The organism is Thalassotalea profundi (assembly GCF_014653195.1).
In the GTDB taxonomy this organism is placed as follows: domain Bacteria; phylum Pseudomonadota; class Gammaproteobacteria; order Enterobacterales; family Alteromonadaceae; genus Thalassotalea_B; species Thalassotalea_B profundi.
In genome coordinates, this window is the sequence record NZ_BNAH01000004.1 from 126,268 (window position 1) to 148,345 (window position 22,078).

Here is a 22,078-nt window from a genome sequence, read left to right on the forward strand (position 1 = left end):
TAAGTAAGGTTATTTTTGTAACTTAATATTAATAATGTTTATGCTTTTAAATTTTTACGTTAGTACATATGAAATCTTTCAAAAATTTAGGTGAAAAATATCTTTTAATCATAAGGTAAATTAAACGCATATTGGATTTTTGTTCTTAATTTATAAGGAATTAGTGATTTAATATTGATATGTTATGAGAAATATTTGATTTGTTTTTTAGATCATTATTCTGATCATTTAATAATAATAAACAGAAAGTAAAGTAAAAAATAACACTAAAATCACAGCGCTATTAGAGGAAGTTTTAGTTTTAATGTGACTGTTTTTTAGACTCTTTTTACAATAAATACTTGGAATAAAAATGAGTACAGAAAAGTTTTTTTCAGCATCTGAAATTTTGCTATCTACAACCGATTTAAATAGTCATATAACTTATGCTAATAGTAATTTTTGTAATATTGCAGGCTTTACTTTAGATGAAATGCTAGGCAAACCCCATAACATGGTAAGGCATCCAGATATGCCTAAAGCAGCATTTGCCGATTTATGGGCTTATATACAACGCGGTGATTCATGGATGGGGCCGGTAAAAAACAAATGTAAAAACGGTGATTATTATTGGGTGAATGCCTTTGTTACTCCGATTAAAGATAAAGACGGTAAAGTTTATGAGTATCAATCTGTAAGAACATCACCTGATAGAGACGTTATCAATAGAGCAAATAATATTTATCCTCAATTACGTCAAAATAAAACCCCTACCGCTATAAAATACCATACAGATAAAAGTTTATGGGTATCTAATTTACTAATAATAACGACGTTACTTTCAGTCATTGGCTTTTTTTTATCAGACGATAATTCTCTTCTCCTACTATTTTTATCCTGCATGCTACTAATCAATACTCTAGTTCATACCTTATGGCGTCAACAATATAAAGCAGTGGTTGCTGAGTCGAAGGGCATTTTTGACAATAAATTAATGAGCTATTTATATTCAGGAAATAGCGATGACATAGGGACTATTTTACTTGCATTAAAAATGCGAAAAGCTGAATTAAATGCGGTAGTAGGGAGGGTAAGCGATGACTCAATTGCGATTACAGCCAAGGCGGAAAAATCGGCTACGCGTGGTAATGACATAGCAAGTATTTTAAAAGAGCAAAAAAATGAAACAGACCAAGTCGCCACTGCAATAAATGAAATGTCTGTAACCATTCAAGAAATATCCCAAGTCGTCACAAACGCTTCTCAGGCATCTCAGCAAGGTTTAACGATAACGAGTGAAGGACAAAAAGTGGTAACGGAAATGGTTAACTCTATTAATGAACTTTCTTCTCAATTAACTGAAGTCGATACAGCAATAACACGACTAACTGAAGGCATAAAGTCTATTGAAACAGTGCTAGATGAAATCAGTAGTATTGCCGATCAAACTAATTTACTTGCCTTGAATGCGGCTATTGAAGCTGCACGAGCAGGAGAGCAAGGCAAAGGTTTTGCAGTGGTTGCTGATGAAGTTAGAAGCTTAGCCATGAGATCCCAACAATCGACAGAACAAATTAGTAAGCTTTTAGAGGTATTACAACAAGAATCTGATTTTTCAATAAAGTCTATGAGTAAAGGTAATCAACTCTCTTCTCATTGTGTGCTACTTGTTGGAAAAACTGGAGCATCATTAACCCAAATAGCTAAGGAAGTGTCAGCAATTAGTGACATTACTCTTCAGATAGCAAGCTCTATTGAAGAGCAATCTGTTGTGGCAGAACAAGTTAATCAAAATATTGTAGCAATTAGTGATATGTCGTCAGAAAGTGAAAACTATGGGCGTGAAGCCGTTCAATTAAGTCATGGTTTACTTGAAAATTTAGCCGAGCAACAAAGTCTGGTTATCCAGTTTAATAATTGATTGAATTTAGCGTTTGTTATTAAAGCCAAAGTAGTTGGAAAGAAAGGTATGTGGGAGTAGAAAGTGTTGTCGAATGTGGAAAATTTACCTTACAGCGAGAATATGTACAGAAGTTTATTTAAAAATACTGCTGAAGCAATGCTATTGATTAAAGAAAATAAATATATTGCTTGTAACAAAGCAACTTTGAATATGCTTGGGCTAAATAGTGTGAAGAATATATGTTCAATTCACCCCTCTGATATTTCACCGCCTACTCAGCCTTGTGGTATGGAGTCAGAAAAAAAAGCTGAAGAGATGATGAAAATAGCTTATGAAAATGGCAAACATAGTTTCGAATGGTTACATCAAAGTTCAAGTAATGAATTCTTTCTTGTGGAGGTTATATTAACTGTTATTGAATACAATAATGAGCAACTTCTTCATGTGGTTTGGCGAGATATTTCTACATATTATGAGATGGGTAAACGGTTAAAAATTACAGAATTAGTGTTTGAAAAAACAACGGATGCTATAATGGTAACAGACCAAGACAATATTATTATCGATGTAAATACTTCTTTTACTCATATTACCGGTTATACAAAAGAAGAAGCGATTGGCAATTTTGCTGGTTTTATGAAGTCAGGAGTTCATGATAAAAGTTTTTACCGAGGTATGTGGGAGTCTATTAATAATCATGGTTGTTGGAAAGGGCAAATTTGGGATAAACAAAAGTCGGGCATTAACTACCCTAAAACACTCAACATAAGCACAATTAAAAATAAATCAGATAGTGTCGAAAATTTTATCGCTATATTTTCTGATTCAACAGAACGCTTAAAGTATGAAAAACGGATTGAACGACAGGCCAATTTTGATTCTTTGAGTGGCTTTCCTAACCGTAGCTTATTACTAAGACTTCTTGAAGAAAGAATACTCATGGCGCGAGATAAAGAGAGTATGTTTGCATTAGCGTTTATTGATATTGATAGCTTTAAAATGATAAACGATTCCAAAGGACATGCTTTTGGTGATCAAATAATCACAAAAGTAATGCAATGTATAAATAGTTGTATCGATGAAGATGATTTACTAGGTCGAATGAGTGGCGATGAATTTCTTATTATTTTTCAAACCGATCAGCCGTTAAGTGTTGTAGAGGAAAAAATTAAGAAGATTATTACTTTTTCTGAAGTTGCTATACCAATTGATTCAAGTGATTTTTTTATCACGTTAAGCGCGGGCATCAGTTGTTTTCCTTCTGATGGGCAGGATGTCAGTTCATTAATCGCTAATGCTGATATCGCTATGTATCATACTAAGCAAAATGGGGGAAAAAGTTATACGGTCTATGATTATCATCTCGGAAGAAAATTTCAAGATAATAACGAATTAGAAGAAGAGCTAGTACGGGCGATTAATGATCAAGTTATCACATCTTTTTATCAACCTAAGTTAGATTTGTCTACAGGAAAACTTGTTGGATGTGAGTCACTGGCTCGTTGGCAGCGCTCAAATGGAAAATATGTTCCCCCCGATCTTTTTATTGAAATAGCAGAAAAAAAACACAGAATTAATCAATTATCTACTAGTTTGTTTACGAAAACATTCAAATCGATCTCAGACATGAATTTACCTTCTGACTTCATTACCTCAGTAAATGTATCGGCAATGGTTTTACTTGATGATAATTTTCAAAGTAATTTTATTGAATATATTCATCAGTCAGGTTTAGCATTAAATCAAATTGAAATAGAGATAACTGAAACCTGCTTAATAAAAGATTTTGAAAAAGTAAAAAGTACCTTATCTAGTTTGAGAAGTCAGGGCATAAAGATAGCCATTGATGATTTTGGTACTGGCTTTGCTTCGCTCAATTACTTAACACAATTGGATATAGATACCATAAAAATAGATAAGTCATTTGTTGGACAACTAGATAACAAAGGTAAATCAAATCGAGTTATTGTTGAATCAATTATTATTATGTCTCATAAATTAGGTTATAAAGTGGTGGCAGAAGGGGTTGAAACAATCAGTCAGCTAGAGATATTAAAAGAGTTAGAGTGTGATTTAGTTCAAGGTTATTTAATTTCGAAACCAGTAAATAACTTTTTTTTCAAAAGCTTTATTAACGAGTTTGATTACATGAAAATTTTAGAATATGTAAAAAGTGACTTATTGGCGTAAATAGCAACTGACAAAAGTATATTAATGTAGGTGACTATTTACGCCGATATCTATGTTAAGGGCGATCTTGTAAACGGCGATTCTTAAAGTCTGACTCAGCCTTCCATTTTGGCCAATCGCCATTGTTAGCAAGTTGTGTTGCTATATCAATGATTAACTCTATATCTTGTTCAACACCACCAAGCGACCAATTTTCAGAATAATCATCTGCTTCTTTATGGTATTTATGGGTGATATATTCAGGATCGGTATCACCTAAACTCATAAATAGTAAGCTTGGTACGCCTTGTTTTGCTAGAGAAAAGTGATCAGAGCGGAAAAACAAACCGTTTTGAGGTCGTGGATCCATTTTTACTTTACGTCCTTGAGCTTTAGCAGCTTTAGCAAGGTAGTCTTCCATCTCAGATAAGCCTTTGCCATATTGTAAAATATAGTCAACACTGTCTAACACATTCATGCCATCTATATTTAATAAAGCGACCATTTGTTTGGTCGGGATAATATCGCCATTTGCAAATTGTTCTGAACCGATTAAACCTGTTTCTTCTGCGGTAAAATTAGCAAAAATGATTGAACGTTTAAAAGGTTTACTTTGATGCATTTTCGCCATGATTCGGGCTATTTCAACAGTGGCTGCGGTTCCTGACGCATTATCTACAGCACCATTAAAAATTTTAGGTCCGGTTTCTGTTTCACTCGTACCAAAATGATCCCAGTGTGCACTAATCACAATATATTCATCGGGGGCTTCACTACCAGTTAATTGAGCAACCACATTATGCGATTTAGCCATAGTTAACTGGTTTTCTAACGTTAAATTAGCTGTACTTTTTAATGAAACGGCTTTGAAGTCAGGCTGTAATGCTTTTTGTTTTAACTGGTGATAATCTAAACCTGCTTGTGAAAAAACTGCTTCTGCTGCTTCCACATCGATCCAGCCCATAATTGGAATTTGTGAGGCATTTTTATTGTTATCTATTAAGGTGTATTTACTTCCTGTATTAGAGCTCTCTACCACGCTCCATGGGTAAGCAGCTGGGGCTGTTTCATGAACTATAAATACTGCTGCAGCGCCTTGGCGAGCAGCTTCCTCATATTTATATGTCCAACGACCATAGTAGGTCATGGCATTACCAGTAAAAAGCGTGTTATCTTGGGTCGCAAAGCCAGGGTCGTTAACTAATACGACTAAGGTTTTCCCTTTAACATCAATGTCTGCAAAGTCGTTCCATTGATATTCTGGTGCATTGATACCATAACCAACAAAAATCACATCAGAATTATCGAGCTCGATAATTGGCTGAATTTGCTGAGTACGGGCAGTAAAATCACTGCCAGCATTAAAGTTTAGATCTCCAATGGTTAATGTCATTTCTTGATTTGGTGTTAATTTAGCCATTTCAACTGGTTGTAAATATTCACCATTGAAAGCGCCAGACAATCCAATTTTCTTATACTGATCAGCTAAGTAATTGATCGTTAAAGTTTCCCCTACTGTTAAGGGGCCGCGACCTGCAAATTTATCAGAAGCTAAAATTTTTATGTCTTGATGGATATGTTGTAAATTAACTTTTTGTTCTAAATTATCTTCAACATTGTTAGCTGTGGTTGTTTGAGTTGTATTTTCAGAGCAGGCGACAAGAGCCAGACTCAATAATAAACAGCTGGTTTTAAACTTTATCATGGGCATATTTATTCCTAAGAATTGAATTTTTACTATAAAGTATTCTGTAGTGAAACTAAAGGTATACAGGATAGGTGAGAGCTTAATTTCCAATCAAGCCTTTAATGTGTTCTACCACGCTTCTGCCTAAGGCACTTAAAGCATAACCACCTTCTAACATAGATACTATTCTGCCTTCAGCGTAAGTATCGGCTATTATTTTTAGCTCGTCGGTGATCCAACGATAATCAGCTTCTGTTAAGCTAATACTCGACATTTCATCTTCTAGGTGAGCATCAAAGCCTGCTGAAATGAAAATTATTTGTGGTTTAAATTTATTAAGCGCGGGTAGCCAATGCTCGGTAATTGCTTTTCTAAAATCCGGCCCTTTGCTTGTTGCCGCAAGTGGTGTATTTATAATGGGAGGAGTATCACTTTCTTGCATTTCAAAAGGATAAAAAGGATATTGATAACTTGAGCAAAATAAGTAGCCTTCTTTATCTTTAATAATGTTTTCAGTGCCATTACCGTGATGTACGTCAAAGTCTACAATGGCAACGCGCTCTAAATTATATTTCTTTTTGGCGTATGCGGCGGCAATAGCAATATTATTGAAAAAGCAAAATCCCATACCTTTATCATATTCGGCATGATGTCCTGGGGGACGAGTAGCACAAAATGCTGCACTTAAGGTTTTATCCATCACCATATCTACAGCATTTATAGCCGCACCTGCTGATAATAGTGCCGCAGGTAACGAAGCGCTATTCATCGCTGTATCATCGTCTAAACGGAAGGTGCCTTCATTGGGCGCATTGTTAAATATATAATCAATATATTTCGGGCAATGGGCTAAATAAATTAATTCTTTATCTATTGGTGTAGCATCAATTTGCCTGACCACATATTCAAGACCACTTCTGATCAATTGGTCTTGAATTGCAGCCATACGTTTAGGACTTTCTGGGTGATAATCCCCCATTTCATGTTGACTACATTTATGATGACTTATTACACCGACCGTCATGTGTTTTCCTTCTTTTCACTAGTTTTGGTTTCTTGCGCATCGCTAAGATCAACGGCTAAGTTTATTTCGTCTAATTCTTCTGAGTAAGTGCGAATAAAGCCAGCACTTTCAAACACTTTTAGCATAGGGGCATTATCTCGTCTTACACATGCTATTAATTTATTGAGTTTTCGTATTTTGGCTATTCTTATCATTTCATTTAATAAAGCCTTTGCCATGCCTTTACCGCGTTTAGTTTCACGAATAACAAAGGCGACTTCAGCGCAATTATTACTTTCGATATAGTAATAACGTCCAACGGCATGTATTTCTTCACCTAATGCATTACGTTGCGTAAAACAAAGCGCTAAGTCTTTATGTTGATCAACGCTAACAAGCTTGCATGAACTTTCCCTTGTCATTTGTCTAGCGTAGTGGTTATAACGCATGATCAAGGTTTCTTTGTTATGAGAATAGAAAAATTCCTGTAATTTACGTTCATCAGCCGGACTTAATGGCCTTAACGTGTATTCTAGCTTATCAAACGTGAATTTTTTTAATTCGATAGCACCTAGTTCTGGTACTGACGTTGGACTATTGTCTTGATATGTTGGTACCCAATAATGTTTGCGTACATCTTCTAATAGTTGTTTTCTAAATTTGGGGTGAGCAATACGAATGAGTTCCAGTGCTCGCTCACGAATACTCTTGCCGATAAGTGAAGCAATACCATATTCAGTGACAATATAGCCGACATGACCTCGAGAGGTAACAACGCCACCACCTTCAGTTATATGAGCAACAATTCGAGATATTTTTCCATCTTTAGTCGTTGAAGGTAGCGCGATAATAGGTTTTCCTCCCTTACTGAGCCAAGCACCGCGAATAAAGTCAACTTGTCCTCCAATGCCAGAATAAAATTGATATCCAATTGAATCTGAAACAACTTGTCCGGTTAAGTCGACTTCAATTGCGCTATTGATCGACACCATATTGTCATTTTTAGCAACATTGACCGGAGAATTGATATGTTCAGACGGGTAAAATTCAACATGAGGATTACCATCAACAAAGTCATACAGTCTTTGTGTACCTAAGCAAAAACTAACAACGGTTTTGCCTTTGTGAAACGTTTTTCGGCGATTGTTTATTACTCCTGAAAGCATTAAATCAAGAATACCGTCGGTGATCATTTCACTATGAACACCTAAGTCTTTATGGTTGGCAAGATAATGTAAAACAGCAGAAGGGATTTTACCTATGCCTATTTGTATAGTTGCACCATTTTCGATAAGCATAGAAGTATACTGGCCTATTTGTTCAGATACTCTATCCATTACAGGTGCGGGAAGTTCAGGCAATTGTTGATCTACTTCAATCCAGGCATGAATTTGATTAATATGTACGAAACTGTGGCCATTAGTGCGAGGCATTTTATGATTGACTTGTGCGATTACATATTTAGCTGCTTTTACAGCCGATGAAATAATATCTACACTTACTCCTAGAGAACAGTAGCCATACTCGTCAGGTGGACTCACCATGATAAGTGCTGCGTCTAATGGCAATATATTTTCTTTAAATAGGGTAGGTATCTCAGAAATAAAGCAGGGAGTATAATCAGCACGGCCTTCAGCGACTGCTTCTCGAACATTATTACCACCGATAAAGAAAGCATTCACTTTGAATAGGTCTTGGTGTTCCGGTTTAGCCCATTTATTTTCAGATAGCGTTAATATATGTACCGCTTCAATGTCGTGCAGTTGTGCGCTGTTAGTAATTAAGTCATCAATAAGTGCATTAGGAACTGCCGCATTGGAGCCAATAAAGATACGATTACCAGATTTGAGATAATCTTGCCAACGTGTTTTTTTGCTATGACTTTGAAGTGACATAAATAAGTATTCCATAATTATATTTAACGCTATTTTGAACGTATTAAAATATCCAACTATTGATTAGAATCAAGTAGTTGAATATTTCTACTGTAAAAGCATAGTGTCAATCATAGAAAATTACACTTTATTTGTAGGTGCATCTTACGTTAACTAGTAAATCTTTTTAATTACACCTTAGTCGAATAGTCTATGAATAAATAGTAATAAAATAGAATAACTCCGGAATGTCATTATTATTTATCTATTGAAGTAAATTATAAGTTTGAATTAGCGTTTTGAATTTCTTGGGCGATACGCTGAACATCATCTAATACTCTGAGTAAATTTCCACCCCAAAGTTTTTCAATATCGCTTTCGGAGTAACCACGTTTTACTAACTCTATTGTAACGTTTTGGGTTTCCGAGGCGTCATTCCAACCGAAAACACCGCCACCTCCATCAAAATCAGAGCTAATACCTACATGTTCGATACCTATTAGCTTAACCATATAATCAATATGATCGACTAGGTCAGCTACATCAACCGGTTGAACTGTTTCACTAAGGGTGTTAATTAAAGGTTGTGATTTTTCTTTAATCAGTCCCCAATCGTTGATCATTTTTTCTTTGCCAGTTTCATCAAGAGCAGAATATGCCTTTCTGTTAAAGAGTGCTAGGCCAAGTTCATCGGCAGTTTGTTGATATATACTTTTCGCTTTTTCTTGGAATATGTTGTGCTTATCAGTATTTAAATAACTTTGAAAGGCCACTGTTTGTACAACACCGCCATTTTTCTTAAGCATTAATAACTCTTCATCATCCAAGTTACGACTATGATCATTCATTACTCGACTTGATGAATGTGAAGCAATTACAGGCGCTTTAGAAAGTTTCATCATTTCCATATTTGCCACTTTAGAAGGATGAGAAATATCAACCATAATTCCCCACTTGTTCATTTCTTGTAATACTTCACGCCCTAAATCACTTAAGCCGTTATGTAACCATTTTTGGTCTTTATCCCCTGTATTTGAATCACTTAATTGGCTGTGACCATTATGAGCAAGCGACATATAACGCGCGCCTAAGTCATAAAATTCTTTAACTCGGCTAACATCTGTTCCTAAAGGATAACCATTTTCAACACCTATCATGGCCACCTTTTTACCACTTTTTAGGATGCGTCTAACATCGTCTGAGGTTAGCGCTAATTCAATTTGGTCAGGGGCTATCTCTTGTGTTAAACGATGAATAGAATCAAACTTTTTCATGGCATTTGCATAAGCGTTGGCATAACCTTCTTCGGTTAATTCGCCTTGGCCTGTGTAAACAATTAGCCATGAAACGTCTAAACCGCCTTCAACCATTTTAGGGAGGTTGACCTGGCTTTTTAAGCGCATTGTGTAGTTTTTATCTTCAACAAAATTAGCATTACTAAAGTCATTATGTGTATCAAGTACAATCACACGTTTGTGTATAGCTTTGGCACGTTCAATTAATTGTGCTGTTGATTCTGTTTCTGAAACGGTTTGTGTTTTTGGGGTTTGAATATTGGTATTATCACAGCCTAGAACAAAAGCTAAACTTAACGCGATAATTGATAATTTAAATTTCATTGTTCATTCTCATTATTATTGTTAGATAAACAGCATAGAGTGTTTAGAAAATAATTACCTACTTTTACGATGAAATAACAATAAACACTGTTGAAGCGTTCCGATTAAATACAAGCTGCTTAGTTAATTATTTGCTAAAATATAGGTATGACTCTTTAAGAATTATGACACATGAATCGTAAGAAAAAAATTAATGAAACGCTTAAAAAGCGTGCAAAAAAAGCGAATGCTAAATTACAAAAGTCCAATAAGCCTAAATATGTAAGTAAAGCAGAAAGAGCTCGGTTAGCCATTGAAAGTGCTGAGGGCAGCAACTCTTTAGAAAGCTAAGCATCATAATTTTTGAGTGGTGAAAAAGACTAATAACTTTTATTTTTCACAGAAAAAATTGTTTTTTATACTATTTTATAATTTTAATTTATATTAACCTTATGAAAAATAAGCTTATTTAATATCGGTTTGATTTTTGCTTTAGTCTAGTTAATTAATGAATTTATAAGAATGATAAATTAAAAAGGATTCGAGATGTCTGTTACGATAGAAGATAGACCCATTGAAAGTTTACGTGAAGAAGTTATTGACCAACTGATCATGAATTATAGTCACGGAAAATTATCATATGAGGCGTTTGAGCGTCGATTAGACGTGGCAATGGCAAGCAAGAGTAATGTTGAAATTTTTGCGTTAGCTGAAGATTTAGATCTAAAAGTTGATCCTGCCTACGTAGAAAGTAAGAAAAGAGACTTTTCTACGCAATATACTACTAAGCCCCCAGAAGAAAATGATCTCATGATTAATATTTTTGCAGGTAGTAACAGACAAGGGCGCTGGACTGTTGCCAAAGAAATTAGATCATTAACTGTTTTTGGTGGGTCTAAAGTTGATTTTACCGATGCACAATTTAGCCAACCTGAAGTGAGAATGCGTGTTTTATGCTTGTTTGGTGGTGTTGATATTTATGTACCTGAAAACGTTAATATAGTCTCAAAAGCATTTTGTGTTTTTGGGGGAGTTGATAATAGTGCTCCTTGTATTGCTGATAGGCATTCACCTACAATTATCATTGAAGGTTTTGTGATGTTTGGTGGTGTAGATATTAAGGTGAAACGCACTATTAAAGAAAAATTTGTGGCCTTTGCTGATAACATGAAAAATATGTTCAATTAGCATTGCGAAAGACTCTGTTCATTAAAGTTTATTGATTTTTAGTACGATTATGAGTAATGTCTTCTGGTCTGACCAATAAGGACTTACCATGAATCAACGATCACTTTTTATAAAAGATGGACATCATCAATTACATTTACGCCATATTTGGAATAAACCTGATGGCGTACCTGTACTTATGCTTCATGGCACAATTGAAAATGGAAAGATTTTTTATACCGAATCGGGTAAAGGGTTAGCCTGTTATTTAGCAGAGCAAGGTTTTGATGTTTACGTAGCTGACTTTAGAGGTAAGGGCAAGAGTACACCACATATTCATCAAGACTCAGAACATGGGCAATTTGAAGCCATTACTCAAGACATTCCATTATTTATCGAAGAAGTTGCTAAACGTAATCCTAAAAAAATGCATGTTATTTGTCATTCGTGGGGCGGTGTTTTATTTGCTAGTACGTTAGTTCGTTACCCTGAAAAGTTAACGTATATTGCCAGTAATATTTGTTTTGGTACTAAGCGAAGCGTACTAACATCAGGTATTGAAAAAACACTGAAAGTTGATTGGTTATGGAATCGAATTGCTCCTAAAATTGCAAAACGTAAAGGCTATATAGACGCTAAAAAATTAAAATTTGGCGCAGAGAGTGAAACGTCGTTATTTCTACAAGATAGTATAGATTGGGTCAAACCTAACGCATGGCTTGATCGCAACGATGGTTTTAATTACCAAGAAGCGGCTAAAGAAATACAATGGCCGCCTACCTGGCATATAACAGGTATTCGCGATAAAGTGCTCGGCAATGTAAAAGATGTGCAAGCGTTTATCGATGAAAGCAACAATACGACTGCGAAATTAAGTTTATTATCTAAACAAAGTGGCAATGCATTAGATTATGACCATATTGATATATTAACGCATCCATCTAATATTGAAGATCATTTCCCTCATGTTGTTCATTGGCTAAATGAACAACATAGTTAAATCTCCTGACTATATTACTTTACTTAGGATTTCCTACTACTCAAACCAATGATTATTTTTAGCTTTCTTAGCCAAAAATATAAGAAAAATAGCAATAATAATAACGAATATCGGCATAATAATGGCCTGAGCGCCATAAACAGAAATAGTATCAATTACCAAGAAAGAATGTATGTCTTGAATTATAACGGCGATTAATGAGGTTATTAGCAAGGGCAAACAAAATGCTTTTTTGAGTAATAACCCAATACTACCTAATAACCCTGTCAATACAGCAGTAGCGAAAGCTAACGTTGCCCATAAAGGCATATTTTTATAAAGTTCTTGCTCAGCAAGGGGCAAGGTTGCCAACATGTCTGGTGTCATCATTATATGGCCTACAAATGCAAGCAGGCCTAAAATATTCCAGATAACTGCAATAATAGCGATTATTTTATACCATTTAGGAATTACACTAGAGTTATTCATTTTTAATCCTTATTTATTATATTGTTGTGGATCATTTATTTGTTTTACTTCTATACTTTAATTTGTATAGTTAACATAAAGTATAAATGAATAATAATTATAGAAAAGTCGATAGTTCATTTATTTTAATTCTCAGTGTTTTACTTAGAATACCCCGTGAAAAAATGGAGTGTAGATGAAAGGCGGTTTTTTTACTTTGTTAATAGGGATGATAAGTTTTTTTTGCTATTCAAGTGAGCAAATTAAGTTAATGGCTTATGACATTCCTGCTATTCTTCAAGCAGATAAACAAGGAGAATATGACTTAGTTATTGAGCAAGTTAGACAGCTTCAACAAGAAAAATGGTTTTATACCGTAGCCCCACCTGCAAGGGTAGATAAAATGTTTGAGCAAAAAGTGGTTGATTGCATTTTACCATTTGATAAAGCTTTTCACCCTAATAAAAATACGATCAATTCTGTTCCATTAAATATTGCAAAAGCACGTATATATTCTATTAGCGGTCAATTTGAGTCTTTGAATGCTTTAGTAGGAAAAAAAGTAGGAGCTAGAACGGGTATGCTTTACGGACCTGAATTTGATTCACTAAACCTTGATGTGAAACTTGTTGGCCATATCGATCAAAATATTGAAAAGTTATTATCTCAGCGAATTGATGCCTTTGTGGCTTGGTCACCTGATATTGATGCAGCGCTAAATAAAAAAGGCTTAACTTTTATCCGTAGCGACGCTTTTATTGTCCATAATGAAGCTTTTTTGTGCCATGACACTCCCATTGCTAGGTCTTTTATAGAAACTTTTAATAAGGGCATGAGCCAAATTAAGTCTGAAGTACAGTCTGACTAGGCTTAATGTGTTGAAAAGCACTGATTTAATATGAAGAATCGGTGCTTTTCCCTTGATACACATTAGGTCGTCTTGGAGCTAATTTACTTTATAACCTCGAATAAATAACAATCCAAGAAGTAACATGATTACTCCGACTGAACTTGTACCACCATGCTCATGTACCACAATATATTCAGGATCATAATCAGTACTCTCTAGCGGCAAAGCATATAAGTCATTGGTATCATCACTACTGTAACTCGCCACAATATCATTATAACCTACTTCATAAAGGTCGATCAGTATGTCATATTCGTCAGTAGGGTAGCCTTGGTCGAGCGTAGTATAAACTTCATATATATCGTCTTCGCTTTCACCGAATAGCGTAAAATAGTCTGTCGTATAGTAATGAATCCAAGGTCCACCATTTTTGCTTAAGTATAGCTCAGCATAAACATCAAATTCATAGTCGTTACTTGTCGTCAATACGTCTGCGTCAAAAGTTACACTAAAAGTTTGATAATACCCGTCCTCGTCAAAGTCTTCTATTAGCTGCGCATACCCTTGATAAATTGAAAAACTATAATAAGCACTATTAGATAGCCTTGGCGAACTTGCATTTTTAGTGGTTAATTTTTGTTTATTTACTAACACGTTGGTATTTAATTTTTGTTTTTGATGCTGCTCGCGGGGTAAATATTGCGTTTTTTCTAAATTCTTGTCGCTATGTAAATTCTCCACTTTATTTTTTATAAGGCTGAGTATTTCTTCTTTAGATTGTTTATCTTTGGTTTGCTCTAAAGAAAAGCTTAATGGTTTTTCATTAGCTAAAGTAGCGCTACTGATTATTAATGTGGTAACCGTTGAAAAAATTGTTAATGCACGCGTAAATGTTGTCATGGCTAAATCCTTATATGAATAACTTGGTGCTATTAAAACCTAATAAAACTGAACTAAAGCTGAACACTTTTATCTCAAAGGTTGTGGATAAAGAGTGATTCGTGTGTTCAGCTTAAATTCACAATTAAATGTTAGTATTTAATAAGATCTTAGTTTCTTTAATAGGTGTGATCTTTTACACTGATATCAGTGTTCATATGTGTGGCTCAAATTAGTTAGGTGGTTAAAATGAAGTCGATTATAGGATTTATCAGTTTAGTGTTTATAGGTGGCTTACAGGTTGCTATGGCAGATAATCTTGGGCTTACTACTATTAATTATCAGTCGGACGATAAAAGTAATAAAACGGTAAAAAGTTCACAGCAGGCAGCCAGTCTTGTAAAAAAACAATACGGTGGCAAAGTGCTTAAAGTTAATAAGCAAAAATCTGATTATAAAGTAAAAATACTAAAACCAAATGGTCATGTCGTATCAAAAAAAGTTAATGCGACTACAGGTAAAATAAACAAGGATTAACCATGCGTTTGTTACTCGTCGAAGATGATCTTGTTTTACAGCAGCAACTTTTTAAGCAACTTACCAATGAAAATTATTCCGTAGACGTAGCTGATGACGGTGAAATAGCCTTATATCAAGGGCTTGAGCATGATTATGATGCTGCTATTATAGATTTAGGTTTGCCTAAAATTGATGGGAGTACTGTGATTAAAAAATTAAGATCACAGGATCGTGAATATCCCATTTTAATTTTAACTGCTAGGGATCGTTGGCAAGATAAAGTTGAAGGTTTAGACGCTGGCGCTGATGATTATTTAACAAAACCTTTTCATGTTGAAGAATTAAGCGCTCGTTTAAATGCTTTAATTAGACGCAGTGCTGGAAAAGCAAGTACTGTGATTAATAATGGCCCATTCTCACTAAATACTGCTACTGCAGAAGTATCGGTTGATCAGCAAACAATTAGTTTAAGTTCACATGAGTTTAAAATCTTTAAATATATGATGTTGCATATAGGGGAAGTTATCTCAAAAACAACATTGACTGAACATATTTATGATCAAGATTTTGATCTTGACTCTAATGTGATTGAAGTTTTTATTAGACGTTTACGTAAGAAGTTAGATGCTGATAAATCATTAAACTTTATTGAAACATTACGTGGCCAGGGTTATCGCCTTATTAGGTTTGATTAGTTTGAAGCGCGTATTTAACTTATTTTCTCGTTCTTTAAAAGCGCGTTTATTTTTAAGCTTAATTGTTATGGTGATCATTGTATTGCCTAGTATAGGCATGATTATCACCAATGCGTATGAACAGCATATGAATAATAGCATAGAAAATGAATTGAGCGCTTATATCTATTCAATTTTAGCTGTTGCTGAAGTTGAAGAGTCGAAATTAATAATGCCGGAGGTGTTAGCTGAAAACCAATTTAATGTCAGCCAATCTGGTTTGTATGCAGTAATAAACACACTACAAACGCCTATTTCTAATGATTTATGGCACTCTCAATCTTTGTTAACTATTGAACTACCTGATTTTAATTCTATGCTGCAAGTAGGCTCTAGCTCTTTCACTACAATTAATATTAGTCAACAGCCTCATTTTATTTATAGTTATGCGGTAAGTTTTGGTGATGAAGATGAATCATTCCCTTTCTCTCTACATATCATTAAAGAGAAAAATGAATTTTTACAACTAATGACAGAGTTTAAGCAGCAGTTATTAATTGGTTTGTCATTATTAATTAGCTTGATTTTAATTATTCAGTTTATTTGGTTAAAGTGGACACTGAAACCGTTACTTGTATTAGAAAAAGAAATTAAAGCCATAGAGCAAGGTAAAGTAGCTCAACTTACGGCAAATTATCCGCAAGAGTTGGCGAAGGTAACCACTCAGCTAAACAGTTTATTGGCGACAGAGTTACAACAACGAAAACGTTATCGTAATGCTTTATCCGACTTAGCCCATAGCCTAAAAACACCACTTGCTGTGCTACAAGCTGATCCCAATATAACGGAGCAGAATCAAGAACAGATTGATAGGATAAATTTTACTATTGAACATCAATTAAAACGAGCTCAAAGTGCAGGGCATACGTCTTGGTTGCTTGGTATTAATGTCGCATCAACGGTTAATAAACTGATAAACAGTTTAGAAAAAATATATAGAGATAAAGCGATTAATTTAATTATTACTATAGATAAAGCACTGGTGTTTAAAGGTGATGAAGCTGATTTGTTAGAGCTACTAGGTAATTTATTAGATAATGCATTTAAAGCCGCCAAACATACTATTAAGTTAACAATTGTTAAACATGATAATTGTTTAACGATGACGATTGAAGATGATGGTGTGGGTATCGATGAACAACAGAAAAAAACTATCTTTGATCGTGGAGTACGAGCTGACACTTATGAGCAAGGTCATGGGGTTGGTTTAGCTATCGTGAGAGATTTAGTACAAAGCTATAACGGTAAGCTTGAAATTAGTAATAGCGATACATTAGGGGGAGCTAAATTCACTTTAATATTTTCTTCTTAAGCCGTTCTAGTGCCCACCAAGTAAGTTATTTAGTATTTTATCCATAGATTGATCATTTATTTAAATTGTTTTATTTCCTGTTCAGCTTTAATTCAGTTTTCATCACGTAAGCTAGCGTTAACTTCAAATAAATTGAGTTAACAAGGTGAATGTATGAATACTTTCCTACAGAAAATCAATATGAAAAAATTACTGATCTCGATTATGCTACTTATGACAAGTATGAGTTCGTATTCAAGTGAAGATCAAGAAATGCAATTTTCAGATGCTGAGTTAGCACAAATGCTTGCGCCTATTGCACTTTATCCTGATTCTTTACTTACTCACATATTAATTGCATCAACATATCCACTTGAGGTAGTCGAGGCTGAGCGTTGGTTAACAAAGCAAGGTACTTTATCTAAAGAAGCACTCGAATCTGAAAGTGAAGCGCTACCATGGGAGGCAAGTGTTAAAGCCTTATTAGCTTTTCCTTCAGTTATATCCAAGCTCAATGAAGATTTAACATGGATGCAAAACTTAGGGGATGCTTTTCTTCAAGACGAAGCTAACGTGCTTGAAACTATACAAGTGTTGCGCCAACAAGCAGAAGAGGCGGGAAGCTTGGCGACAATGGACAATGTTCAAATTGTAAAAGAAAAGACTACTATTATTATTGAACCGGCAGAACCAGAAGTTATTTATGTGCCATATTATGATACTAGAGTTGTTTATGGTCGCTGGGGGTGGTCACATTATCCACCTATTTACTGGAATACCCCAAGATACTATGGTTACAACAGAGGGCCATTTTATTGGAACACAGGTATTAGTATTGGTTTTGGTTTTTCCTTCAGTCGATTTCATTGGCATGACCGTTACATTGTAGTAGATCATCGTTATGCACGTAACCCTCATTCTAGAAAAAGAGTGTCAACCAGTAGCCCTGCAAAACGTTGGTATCATAAGCCTAGTCATAGAAAAGGTGTAGCTTATAGAACTACACATTTAAAACGTAAGTATTCAAGCAGTAGACCTGTGGTTCCAGCAACGAGAAAAGTAAGTACGTCTACTAGGGTGACTACAGTAAAATCAATTAATAATGAGCGAAAAGTTACTCATAAAAGTGTAAGTAAACATGAGCGTAAAAATAGTAATACAACTGTTGTTAAACGTAATCGGGTTGAGGAACCTCGTCATAAAGTTTTTAAGGAAAAGTTACAAGAGCGTCCATCAATTCAAAGAGTGAAAACTCAGACACAAGTTGTTAAACATCAACCTGTGCGCTTAAAAACCAATAATGGTATACAGGACTATAAAGCGAAAAGTAACACAACCGTTACAAGTCAAAAAACATACACAACAAAAAGTAATACTCAAAAAATGGTGACACCGAAAAAATATGAAGTTAAAGAACGTAAAACGTATAGTCAACCTAAGGCTCAAGTTCAGCGTCAAAGAGTTAGCCATAGCAGTCAGAATAAAAACCGCTCTAGGGTAAAAGAACATTAAAGGGCATTTGATTTAAGGATCTACAATTGTTGATTTTTGGGCTATAATTTAAATATTAATCATATGTTTAACTTTATAATGCTCAAGGATCAACATGCGCTTTTTAACTCGTCGATTAGTACTACCTAGTGATTTGAATTATGGTGACTCTTTATTTGGTGGTCGAGTGCTACAATGGATAGATGAAGAAGCTGCTATTTACGCTATTTGTCAGTTGGAAACGAATTATTTAGTCACTAAACATATTGGTGAAATTACCTTTGAAGCCCCTGCATTAAAAGGCGATGTCATTGAGTTTGGTTTAGAAACTAAAAAAGTGGGAAGTTCATCTATAACGATTAGTTGCTTAGTTCGGAATAAAGCAACGAAAAAGACCATCTGCTTTGCTGATGATATTGTTTTTGTTCAGATCAATCCAGAGACTAGAAAACCCGTTGCCCATGGAAAAAACTTAGAGCAATTAGCTCAAGCCACAGCAAAAGAAATTGAAACATTAAATGTGTCTGTTTCAAATCGATGATTAAGATGTTTTTAACCAATATTGTATTTGATATAGTTAAACTTTAGGATTTTGTTTGTAGTTATATAACGGTTATTATACTTTCTATAATGACTGAGAATTTATGGAAGAATCAATTTATGAAATTTATAAGGATATTATTAATTATATTTAGCTGTAGTACATTTGCAAGCGACGAAATTAAGCCGACTACTGCTGAATTAGAAACCCAAATTAAACATCTTCAAAACCGACTATATTTTATAGAACAAAGCGTTTTAGATAACAGCTCAGCACTTAGGAATTTATCGCGAACGGCTCAGGATAATATTCTGGTTTTAGTACTATTTGCTTTTTTTTGTGCTTGGTGGGCAAAAACAACAGACAGAAATTCAGTACTCTGGTTCTTTTTAGGTCTTTTATTTAATGTATTTACGGCTATAGCTATTGTATTAAAAACAGAGCCGAAACCAAGATATAGATAAAATTTAATTATTATTAGGTAGCACTAACTCATACTTGGCTATAAGTACGCCATTTTCATCTGCATATAACCAATCGTTAGGACGTATATTAACGCCAGCAATGTTTACAGGTGTATTAAGGTCACCTAAGCCACGTTTTTCAGTTTTAATTGGCGTTGTTCCTAAGGCTTTTACACCAATATTTAATGAATTTATAGTAGCAACATCTCTAATAAAGCCGTTAATGACAACGCCTTGCCAGTTATTTTTTATCGCACTCTCTGCGATTAAATCACCAAGCAATGCTTTTCTTGTTAATGCGCCCCCATCAACCACTAGTACTTTTCCTTTGCCATCTTGAGCTAAGATTGATTTTACCAATGAATTATCTTCAAAACATTTAATAGTCACTACTTGACCATGGAAAATTTTAATTTGTCCATAATCATTAAACTGTTGGGCAAGGACCTTTGTATCATCTGGGTATAAATCACATAAGTCGGGAAGTAGATCAAGCGCTGGATAGGCGAAAACGTTAGCCATTAATAATCCTTATCTTTCTATAGATTAATGTTTATATTGCTCAGCAAAACTATTAATGTCACTTATTTATTGATGATAGTGATTATAACTCTGACTAATATACAAAAAATTTAACTAAGCTTTTCTCGTTATTAATTTAATTACGAGGGAGAACTTTTCATCTAACTGTATTAGAAATGTAACCTTTTTGTCATTTATACCCGATAACGTAATGGGTATGACCATGTTAGAAAGTATTTATCAGTACGATTTAAAGTTATTACTTTGGTGTCGTAAATCACGTTATTACCCAACGTTTTTAACTTTCATTCGTGCAATATCCAAAACAGGGGATGGCTATATGCAAGCCCTAGTTCCCTGCCTATATTTTTTGGTTAATCCTATTGATGGTTTAGTCTTTATCAAACTTGCTGTTATTGCTTTTACAGTAGAACGTTTAATTTACTTTATTTTAAAAAACAAATTAAAACGCCGCCGACCTCCCGACATAGTTCCAGATTTTACTAGTGTTGTTAAAGCTTCCGATCAATTTAGCTTTCCTTCAGGACATACAATGGCCGCATTTTTACTTGCAGGGCTACTGATGTTAACCATTGGTATTGCTGCTTGGCCCTTATATTTATGGGCAATTACGGTGGCATTTTCGCGAGTTGTACTTGGTGTGCATTTTCCAACAGACACTATTGCAGGCGCACTTTTAGGCACTTTAATTGCAATTATGGTAGTAAACAATTGAAAATACTTTACGGCATTCAAGCCACTGGTAACGGCCATATTTCACGTGGTCGCGTAATGGCAAAATATTTAGCACAGTCTCAAATTGATGTGACTTATTTGTTTTCAGGAAGAGAGCAACACAACTTGTTTGAGATGGAAGCTTTTGGTGAATATATTCATCGAAAAGGCTTAACATTTGCTACGGTAAATGGTCAAATTAATCATTTAAAAACCTTTAAGGATAATAGCCTTATAGATTTTATAAAAGATGTAAAATCATTAAACGTCGACGCTTATGACCTGATAATTACAGATTTTGAGCCAATTACGGCCTGGGCTGCAAAAAGAGCTAAAAAACCGAGCTTGGCTATCGGGCATCAGTATGCTTTTGATAAAAATACGCCATTGGCAGGAGAGTCTTTTATTGCCAAAGCTATCATGCGATATTTTGCTCCTGCTCAAGAAAAAATTGGTTTACATTGGGCTAAATACGATGCCCATGTTTTACCGCCAATTATCGACAATAGTTTGGTTAAACAACCAAAAAATAATGCACATAATGCGATTTTAGTTTACTTACCGTTTGAAAATCAGCAAGAAGTGTGTGATTTACTCAATCGTTTTCCACTTTACAATTTTATTCAATACTCTTCAGAGTTAACAGAGCAACAACAGGGTAATGTTACCCAAAAACGGGCATCTTTAGTTGGTTTTAAAAATGACCTATGCCAATCAAGTGGCGTGATCTGTAATAGTGGCTTTGAACTGAATAGTGAATGTTTGCATTTAGGTTTACCTATTTTGACAAAACCTATAAAAGGACAAATGGAGCAAGAGTCAAATGCCCTAGCATTGGCTTCTCTTGGGCTAGGCCAGGTGATGCTTTATTTAGATGAGTCAATTATAGAGCAATGGTTATTAACTCAACATCAGGTAACGAAAAAAGAAATGCCAGATGTGGCCAAGGCTATAGTTAATTGGCTTGTTGATACTCCTAGATCCCCTGTGTCTGAGTTAGCCAATCATCTTTGGGTTTGAATTAGCGCAATCGAAAATTAACCATACTTTATTATTCCATAGATTTATTTTAATCAATCAAATTTTTATATATTTCAGTGAATTAACTTTAATCAATACGCTTGATTGTTGGGTATTTATTGATTTCTTAATAAATATTGTTTGTGTTTTGGTGTGCTGGTGATGTATAACACTGTTTGGGTTTGGCTTGGTTAAAGGAAAATAT

The 22,078-nt window shown here is 34.7% G+C and carries 21 protein-coding genes; 14 read left to right on the forward strand and 7 right to left on the reverse strand.

Annotated elements, in window-relative coordinates:
• The first annotated feature begins 352 nt into the window (after positions 1–352).
• Positions 353–1,900, forward strand: a complete 1,548-nt coding sequence (locus tag IE155_RS06115) for a methyl-accepting chemotaxis protein (RefSeq protein ID WP_189377333.1) — start codon at positions 353–355, stop codon at positions 1,898–1,900.
• A gap of 63 nt (positions 1,901–1,963) precedes the next feature.
• Entirely contained in the window at positions 1,964–4,072 is a 2,109-nt protein-coding gene (locus IE155_RS06120) for a putative bifunctional diguanylate cyclase/phosphodiesterase (RefSeq protein WP_229817084.1), read from the forward strand.
• A 55-nt stretch (positions 4,073–4,127) separates the two neighbouring features.
• Here the strand turns inward: IE155_RS06120 and IE155_RS06125 are convergent, their stop codons facing one another.
• The 4 genes from IE155_RS06125 to IE155_RS06140 form a co-directional block, all read right to left on the reverse strand.
• Positions 4,128–5,756 (reverse strand): M28 family metallopeptidase, encoded by a 1,629-nt coding sequence (locus tag IE155_RS06125; protein ID WP_189377335.1) that lies wholly within the window; start codon positions 5,754–5,756, stop codon positions 4,128–4,130.
• 82 nt (positions 5,757–5,838) lie between these two features.
• A complete protein-coding gene (locus tag IE155_RS06130; RefSeq protein WP_189377336.1) occupies positions 5,839–6,762 on the reverse strand; it encodes a histone deacetylase family protein in 924 nt (307 codons plus the stop codon).
• Positions 6,759–8,636, reverse strand: coding sequence for a GNAT family N-acetyltransferase (locus tag IE155_RS06135; RefSeq protein ID WP_189377338.1), 1,878 nt, complete (start codon positions 8,634–8,636; stop codon positions 6,759–6,761). Before IE155_RS06135 ends, IE155_RS06130 begins: the two co-directional genes overlap by 4 nt.
• Positions 8,637–8,893: 257 nt before the next feature.
• A complete protein-coding gene (locus IE155_RS06140; RefSeq protein WP_189377340.1) occupies positions 8,894–10,234 on the reverse strand; it encodes a dipeptidase in 1,341 nt (446 codons plus the stop codon).
• A 171-nt stretch (positions 10,235–10,405) separates the two neighbouring features.
• Here IE155_RS06140 and IE155_RS06145 point away from each other — a divergent pair, with 171 nt between their 5' ends.
• From IE155_RS06145 to IE155_RS06155, 3 genes are all read left to right on the forward strand, one after another.
• Positions 10,406–10,564 (forward strand): DUF2986 domain-containing protein, encoded by a 159-nt coding sequence (locus IE155_RS06145; protein ID WP_189377342.1) that lies wholly within the window; start codon positions 10,406–10,408, stop codon positions 10,562–10,564.
• 195 nt (positions 10,565–10,759) lie between these two features.
• A complete protein-coding gene (locus IE155_RS06150) occupies positions 10,760–11,401 on the forward strand; it encodes a LiaF domain-containing protein (RefSeq protein ID WP_189377344.1) in 642 nt (213 codons plus the stop codon).
• Between the two features lie 88 nt (positions 11,402–11,489).
• Positions 11,490–12,380, forward strand: a complete 891-nt coding sequence (locus IE155_RS06155; protein ID WP_189377346.1) for an alpha/beta fold hydrolase — start codon at positions 11,490–11,492, stop codon at positions 12,378–12,380.
• Positions 12,381–12,416: 36 nt separating this feature from the next.
• On the opposite strand, the gene IE155_RS06160 is transcribed toward IE155_RS06155, so the two are convergent.
• Positions 12,417–12,848: a hypothetical protein gene (locus tag IE155_RS06160; RefSeq protein ID WP_189377348.1), complete on the reverse strand. Its 432-nt coding sequence runs from the start codon at positions 12,846–12,848 to the stop codon at positions 12,417–12,419.
• A 175-nt stretch (positions 12,849–13,023) separates the two neighbouring features.
• On the opposite strand from IE155_RS06160, the gene IE155_RS06165 reads away from it, so the two are divergent.
• Positions 13,024–13,695: a transporter substrate-binding domain-containing protein gene (locus IE155_RS06165; protein WP_189377350.1), complete on the forward strand. Its 672-nt coding sequence runs from the start codon at positions 13,024–13,026 to the stop codon at positions 13,693–13,695.
• Between the two features lie 78 nt (positions 13,696–13,773).
• Here IE155_RS06165 and IE155_RS06170 read toward each other — a convergent pair whose 3' ends face one another.
• Positions 13,774–14,577 carry a choice-of-anchor H family protein gene (locus IE155_RS06170; protein WP_189377352.1) on the reverse strand — a complete coding sequence of 268 codons (804 nt, stop codon included), beginning with the start codon at positions 14,575–14,577 and terminating at the stop codon, positions 13,774–13,776.
• A gap of 228 nt (positions 14,578–14,805) precedes the next feature.
• Here IE155_RS06170 and IE155_RS06175 point away from each other — a divergent pair, with 228 nt between their 5' ends.
• The 6 genes from IE155_RS06175 (at position 14,806) to IE155_RS06200 (ending at position 19,596) form a co-directional block, all read left to right on the forward strand.
• On the forward strand, positions 14,806–15,093 hold the full coding sequence (locus IE155_RS06175) for a PepSY domain-containing protein (RefSeq protein WP_189377354.1): 288 nt from the start codon (positions 14,806–14,808) through the stop codon (positions 15,091–15,093).
• A 2-nt stretch (positions 15,094–15,095) separates the two neighbouring features.
• Positions 15,096–15,770: a response regulator transcription factor gene (locus IE155_RS06180; protein ID WP_189377356.1), complete on the forward strand. Its 675-nt coding sequence runs from the start codon at positions 15,096–15,098 to the stop codon at positions 15,768–15,770.
• 1 nt (position 15,771) lies between these two features.
• Positions 15,772–17,121 carry an ATP-binding protein gene (locus tag IE155_RS06185; protein ID WP_229817086.1) on the forward strand — a complete coding sequence of 450 codons (1,350 nt, stop codon included), beginning with the start codon at positions 15,772–15,774 and terminating at the stop codon, positions 17,119–17,121.
• Between the two features lie 153 nt (positions 17,122–17,274).
• Positions 17,275–18,612: a DUF3300 domain-containing protein gene (locus IE155_RS06190; RefSeq protein WP_189377358.1), complete on the forward strand. Its 1,338-nt coding sequence runs from the start codon at positions 17,275–17,277 to the stop codon at positions 18,610–18,612.
• Positions 18,613–18,706: 94 nt separating this feature from the next.
• A complete protein-coding gene (locus IE155_RS06195) occupies positions 18,707–19,132 on the forward strand; it encodes an acyl-CoA thioesterase (protein WP_189377360.1) in 426 nt (141 codons plus the stop codon).
• 119 nt (positions 19,133–19,251) lie between these two features.
• A complete protein-coding gene (locus IE155_RS06200; RefSeq protein ID WP_189377362.1) occupies positions 19,252–19,596 on the forward strand; it encodes a hypothetical protein in 345 nt (114 codons plus the stop codon).
• Between the two features lie 3 nt (positions 19,597–19,599).
• Here the strand turns inward: IE155_RS06200 and IE155_RS06205 are convergent, their stop codons facing one another.
• Positions 19,600–20,118 carry a putative 4-hydroxy-4-methyl-2-oxoglutarate aldolase gene (locus tag IE155_RS06205; protein WP_189377364.1) on the reverse strand — a complete coding sequence of 173 codons (519 nt, stop codon included), beginning with the start codon at positions 20,116–20,118 and terminating at the stop codon, positions 19,600–19,602.
• 187 nt (positions 20,119–20,305) lie between these two features.
• Here IE155_RS06205 and IE155_RS06210 point away from each other — a divergent pair, with 187 nt between their 5' ends.
• On the forward strand, positions 20,306–20,854 hold the full coding sequence (locus tag IE155_RS06210; protein WP_229817088.1) for a phosphatase PAP2 family protein: 549 nt from the start codon (positions 20,306–20,308) through the stop codon (positions 20,852–20,854).
• Entirely contained in the window at positions 20,851–21,873 is a 1,023-nt protein-coding gene (locus IE155_RS06215) for an MJ1255/VC2487 family glycosyltransferase (RefSeq protein WP_189377367.1), read from the forward strand. The genes IE155_RS06210 and IE155_RS06215 overlap by 4 nt, the downstream gene beginning before the upstream one ends.
• Positions 21,874–22,078: the final 205 nt, after the last annotated feature.

What these genes read in the sequence shown, in the direction of transcription:
- IE155_RS06205 (WP_189377364.1), bottom strand. Translation starts at nt 20,118, where the DNA reads ATGGCTAACGTTTTCGCCTATCCAGCGCTTGATCTACTTCCCGACTTA.
- IE155_RS06140 (WP_189377340.1), bottom strand. Translation starts at nt 10,234, where the DNA reads ATGAAATTTAAATTATCAATTATCGCGTTAAGTTTAGCTTTTGTTCTA.
- IE155_RS06115 (WP_189377333.1), top strand. Translation starts at nt 353, where the DNA reads ATGAGTACAGAAAAGTTTTTTTCAGCATCTGAAATTTTGCTATCTACA.
- IE155_RS06190 (WP_189377358.1), top strand. Translation starts at nt 17,275, where the DNA reads ATGAATACTTTCCTACAGAAAATCAATATGAAAAAATTACTGATCTCG.
- IE155_RS06175 (WP_189377354.1), top strand. Translation starts at nt 14,806, where the DNA reads ATGAAGTCGATTATAGGATTTATCAGTTTAGTGTTTATAGGTGGCTTA.
- IE155_RS06130 (WP_189377336.1), bottom strand. Translation starts at nt 6,762, where the DNA reads ATGACGGTCGGTGTAATAAGTCATCATAAATGTAGTCAACATGAAATG.
- IE155_RS06170 (WP_189377352.1), bottom strand. Translation starts at nt 14,577, where the DNA reads ATGACAACATTTACGCGTGCATTAACAATTTTTTCAACGGTTACCACA.
- IE155_RS06155 (WP_189377346.1), top strand. Translation starts at nt 11,490, where the DNA reads ATGAATCAACGATCACTTTTTATAAAAGATGGACATCATCAATTACAT.
- IE155_RS06195 (WP_189377360.1), top strand. Translation starts at nt 18,707, where the DNA reads ATGCGCTTTTTAACTCGTCGATTAGTACTACCTAGTGATTTGAATTAT.
- IE155_RS06125 (WP_189377335.1), bottom strand. Translation starts at nt 5,756, where the DNA reads ATGATAAAGTTTAAAACCAGCTGTTTATTATTGAGTCTGGCTCTTGTC.
- IE155_RS06180 (WP_189377356.1), top strand. Translation starts at nt 15,096, where the DNA reads ATGCGTTTGTTACTCGTCGAAGATGATCTTGTTTTACAGCAGCAACTT.
- IE155_RS06165 (WP_189377350.1), top strand. Translation starts at nt 13,024, where the DNA reads ATGAAAGGCGGTTTTTTTACTTTGTTAATAGGGATGATAAGTTTTTTT.
- IE155_RS06150 (WP_189377344.1), top strand. Translation starts at nt 10,760, where the DNA reads ATGTCTGTTACGATAGAAGATAGACCCATTGAAAGTTTACGTGAAGAA.
- IE155_RS06160 (WP_189377348.1), bottom strand. Translation starts at nt 12,848, where the DNA reads ATGAATAACTCTAGTGTAATTCCTAAATGGTATAAAATAATCGCTATT.
- IE155_RS06200 (WP_189377362.1), top strand. Translation starts at nt 19,252, where the DNA reads ATGAAATTTATAAGGATATTATTAATTATATTTAGCTGTAGTACATTT.
- IE155_RS06145 (WP_189377342.1), top strand. Translation starts at nt 10,406, where the DNA reads ATGAATCGTAAGAAAAAAATTAATGAAACGCTTAAAAAGCGTGCAAAA.
- IE155_RS06135 (WP_189377338.1), bottom strand. Translation starts at nt 8,636, where the DNA reads ATGTCACTTCAAAGTCATAGCAAAAAAACACGTTGGCAAGATTATCTC.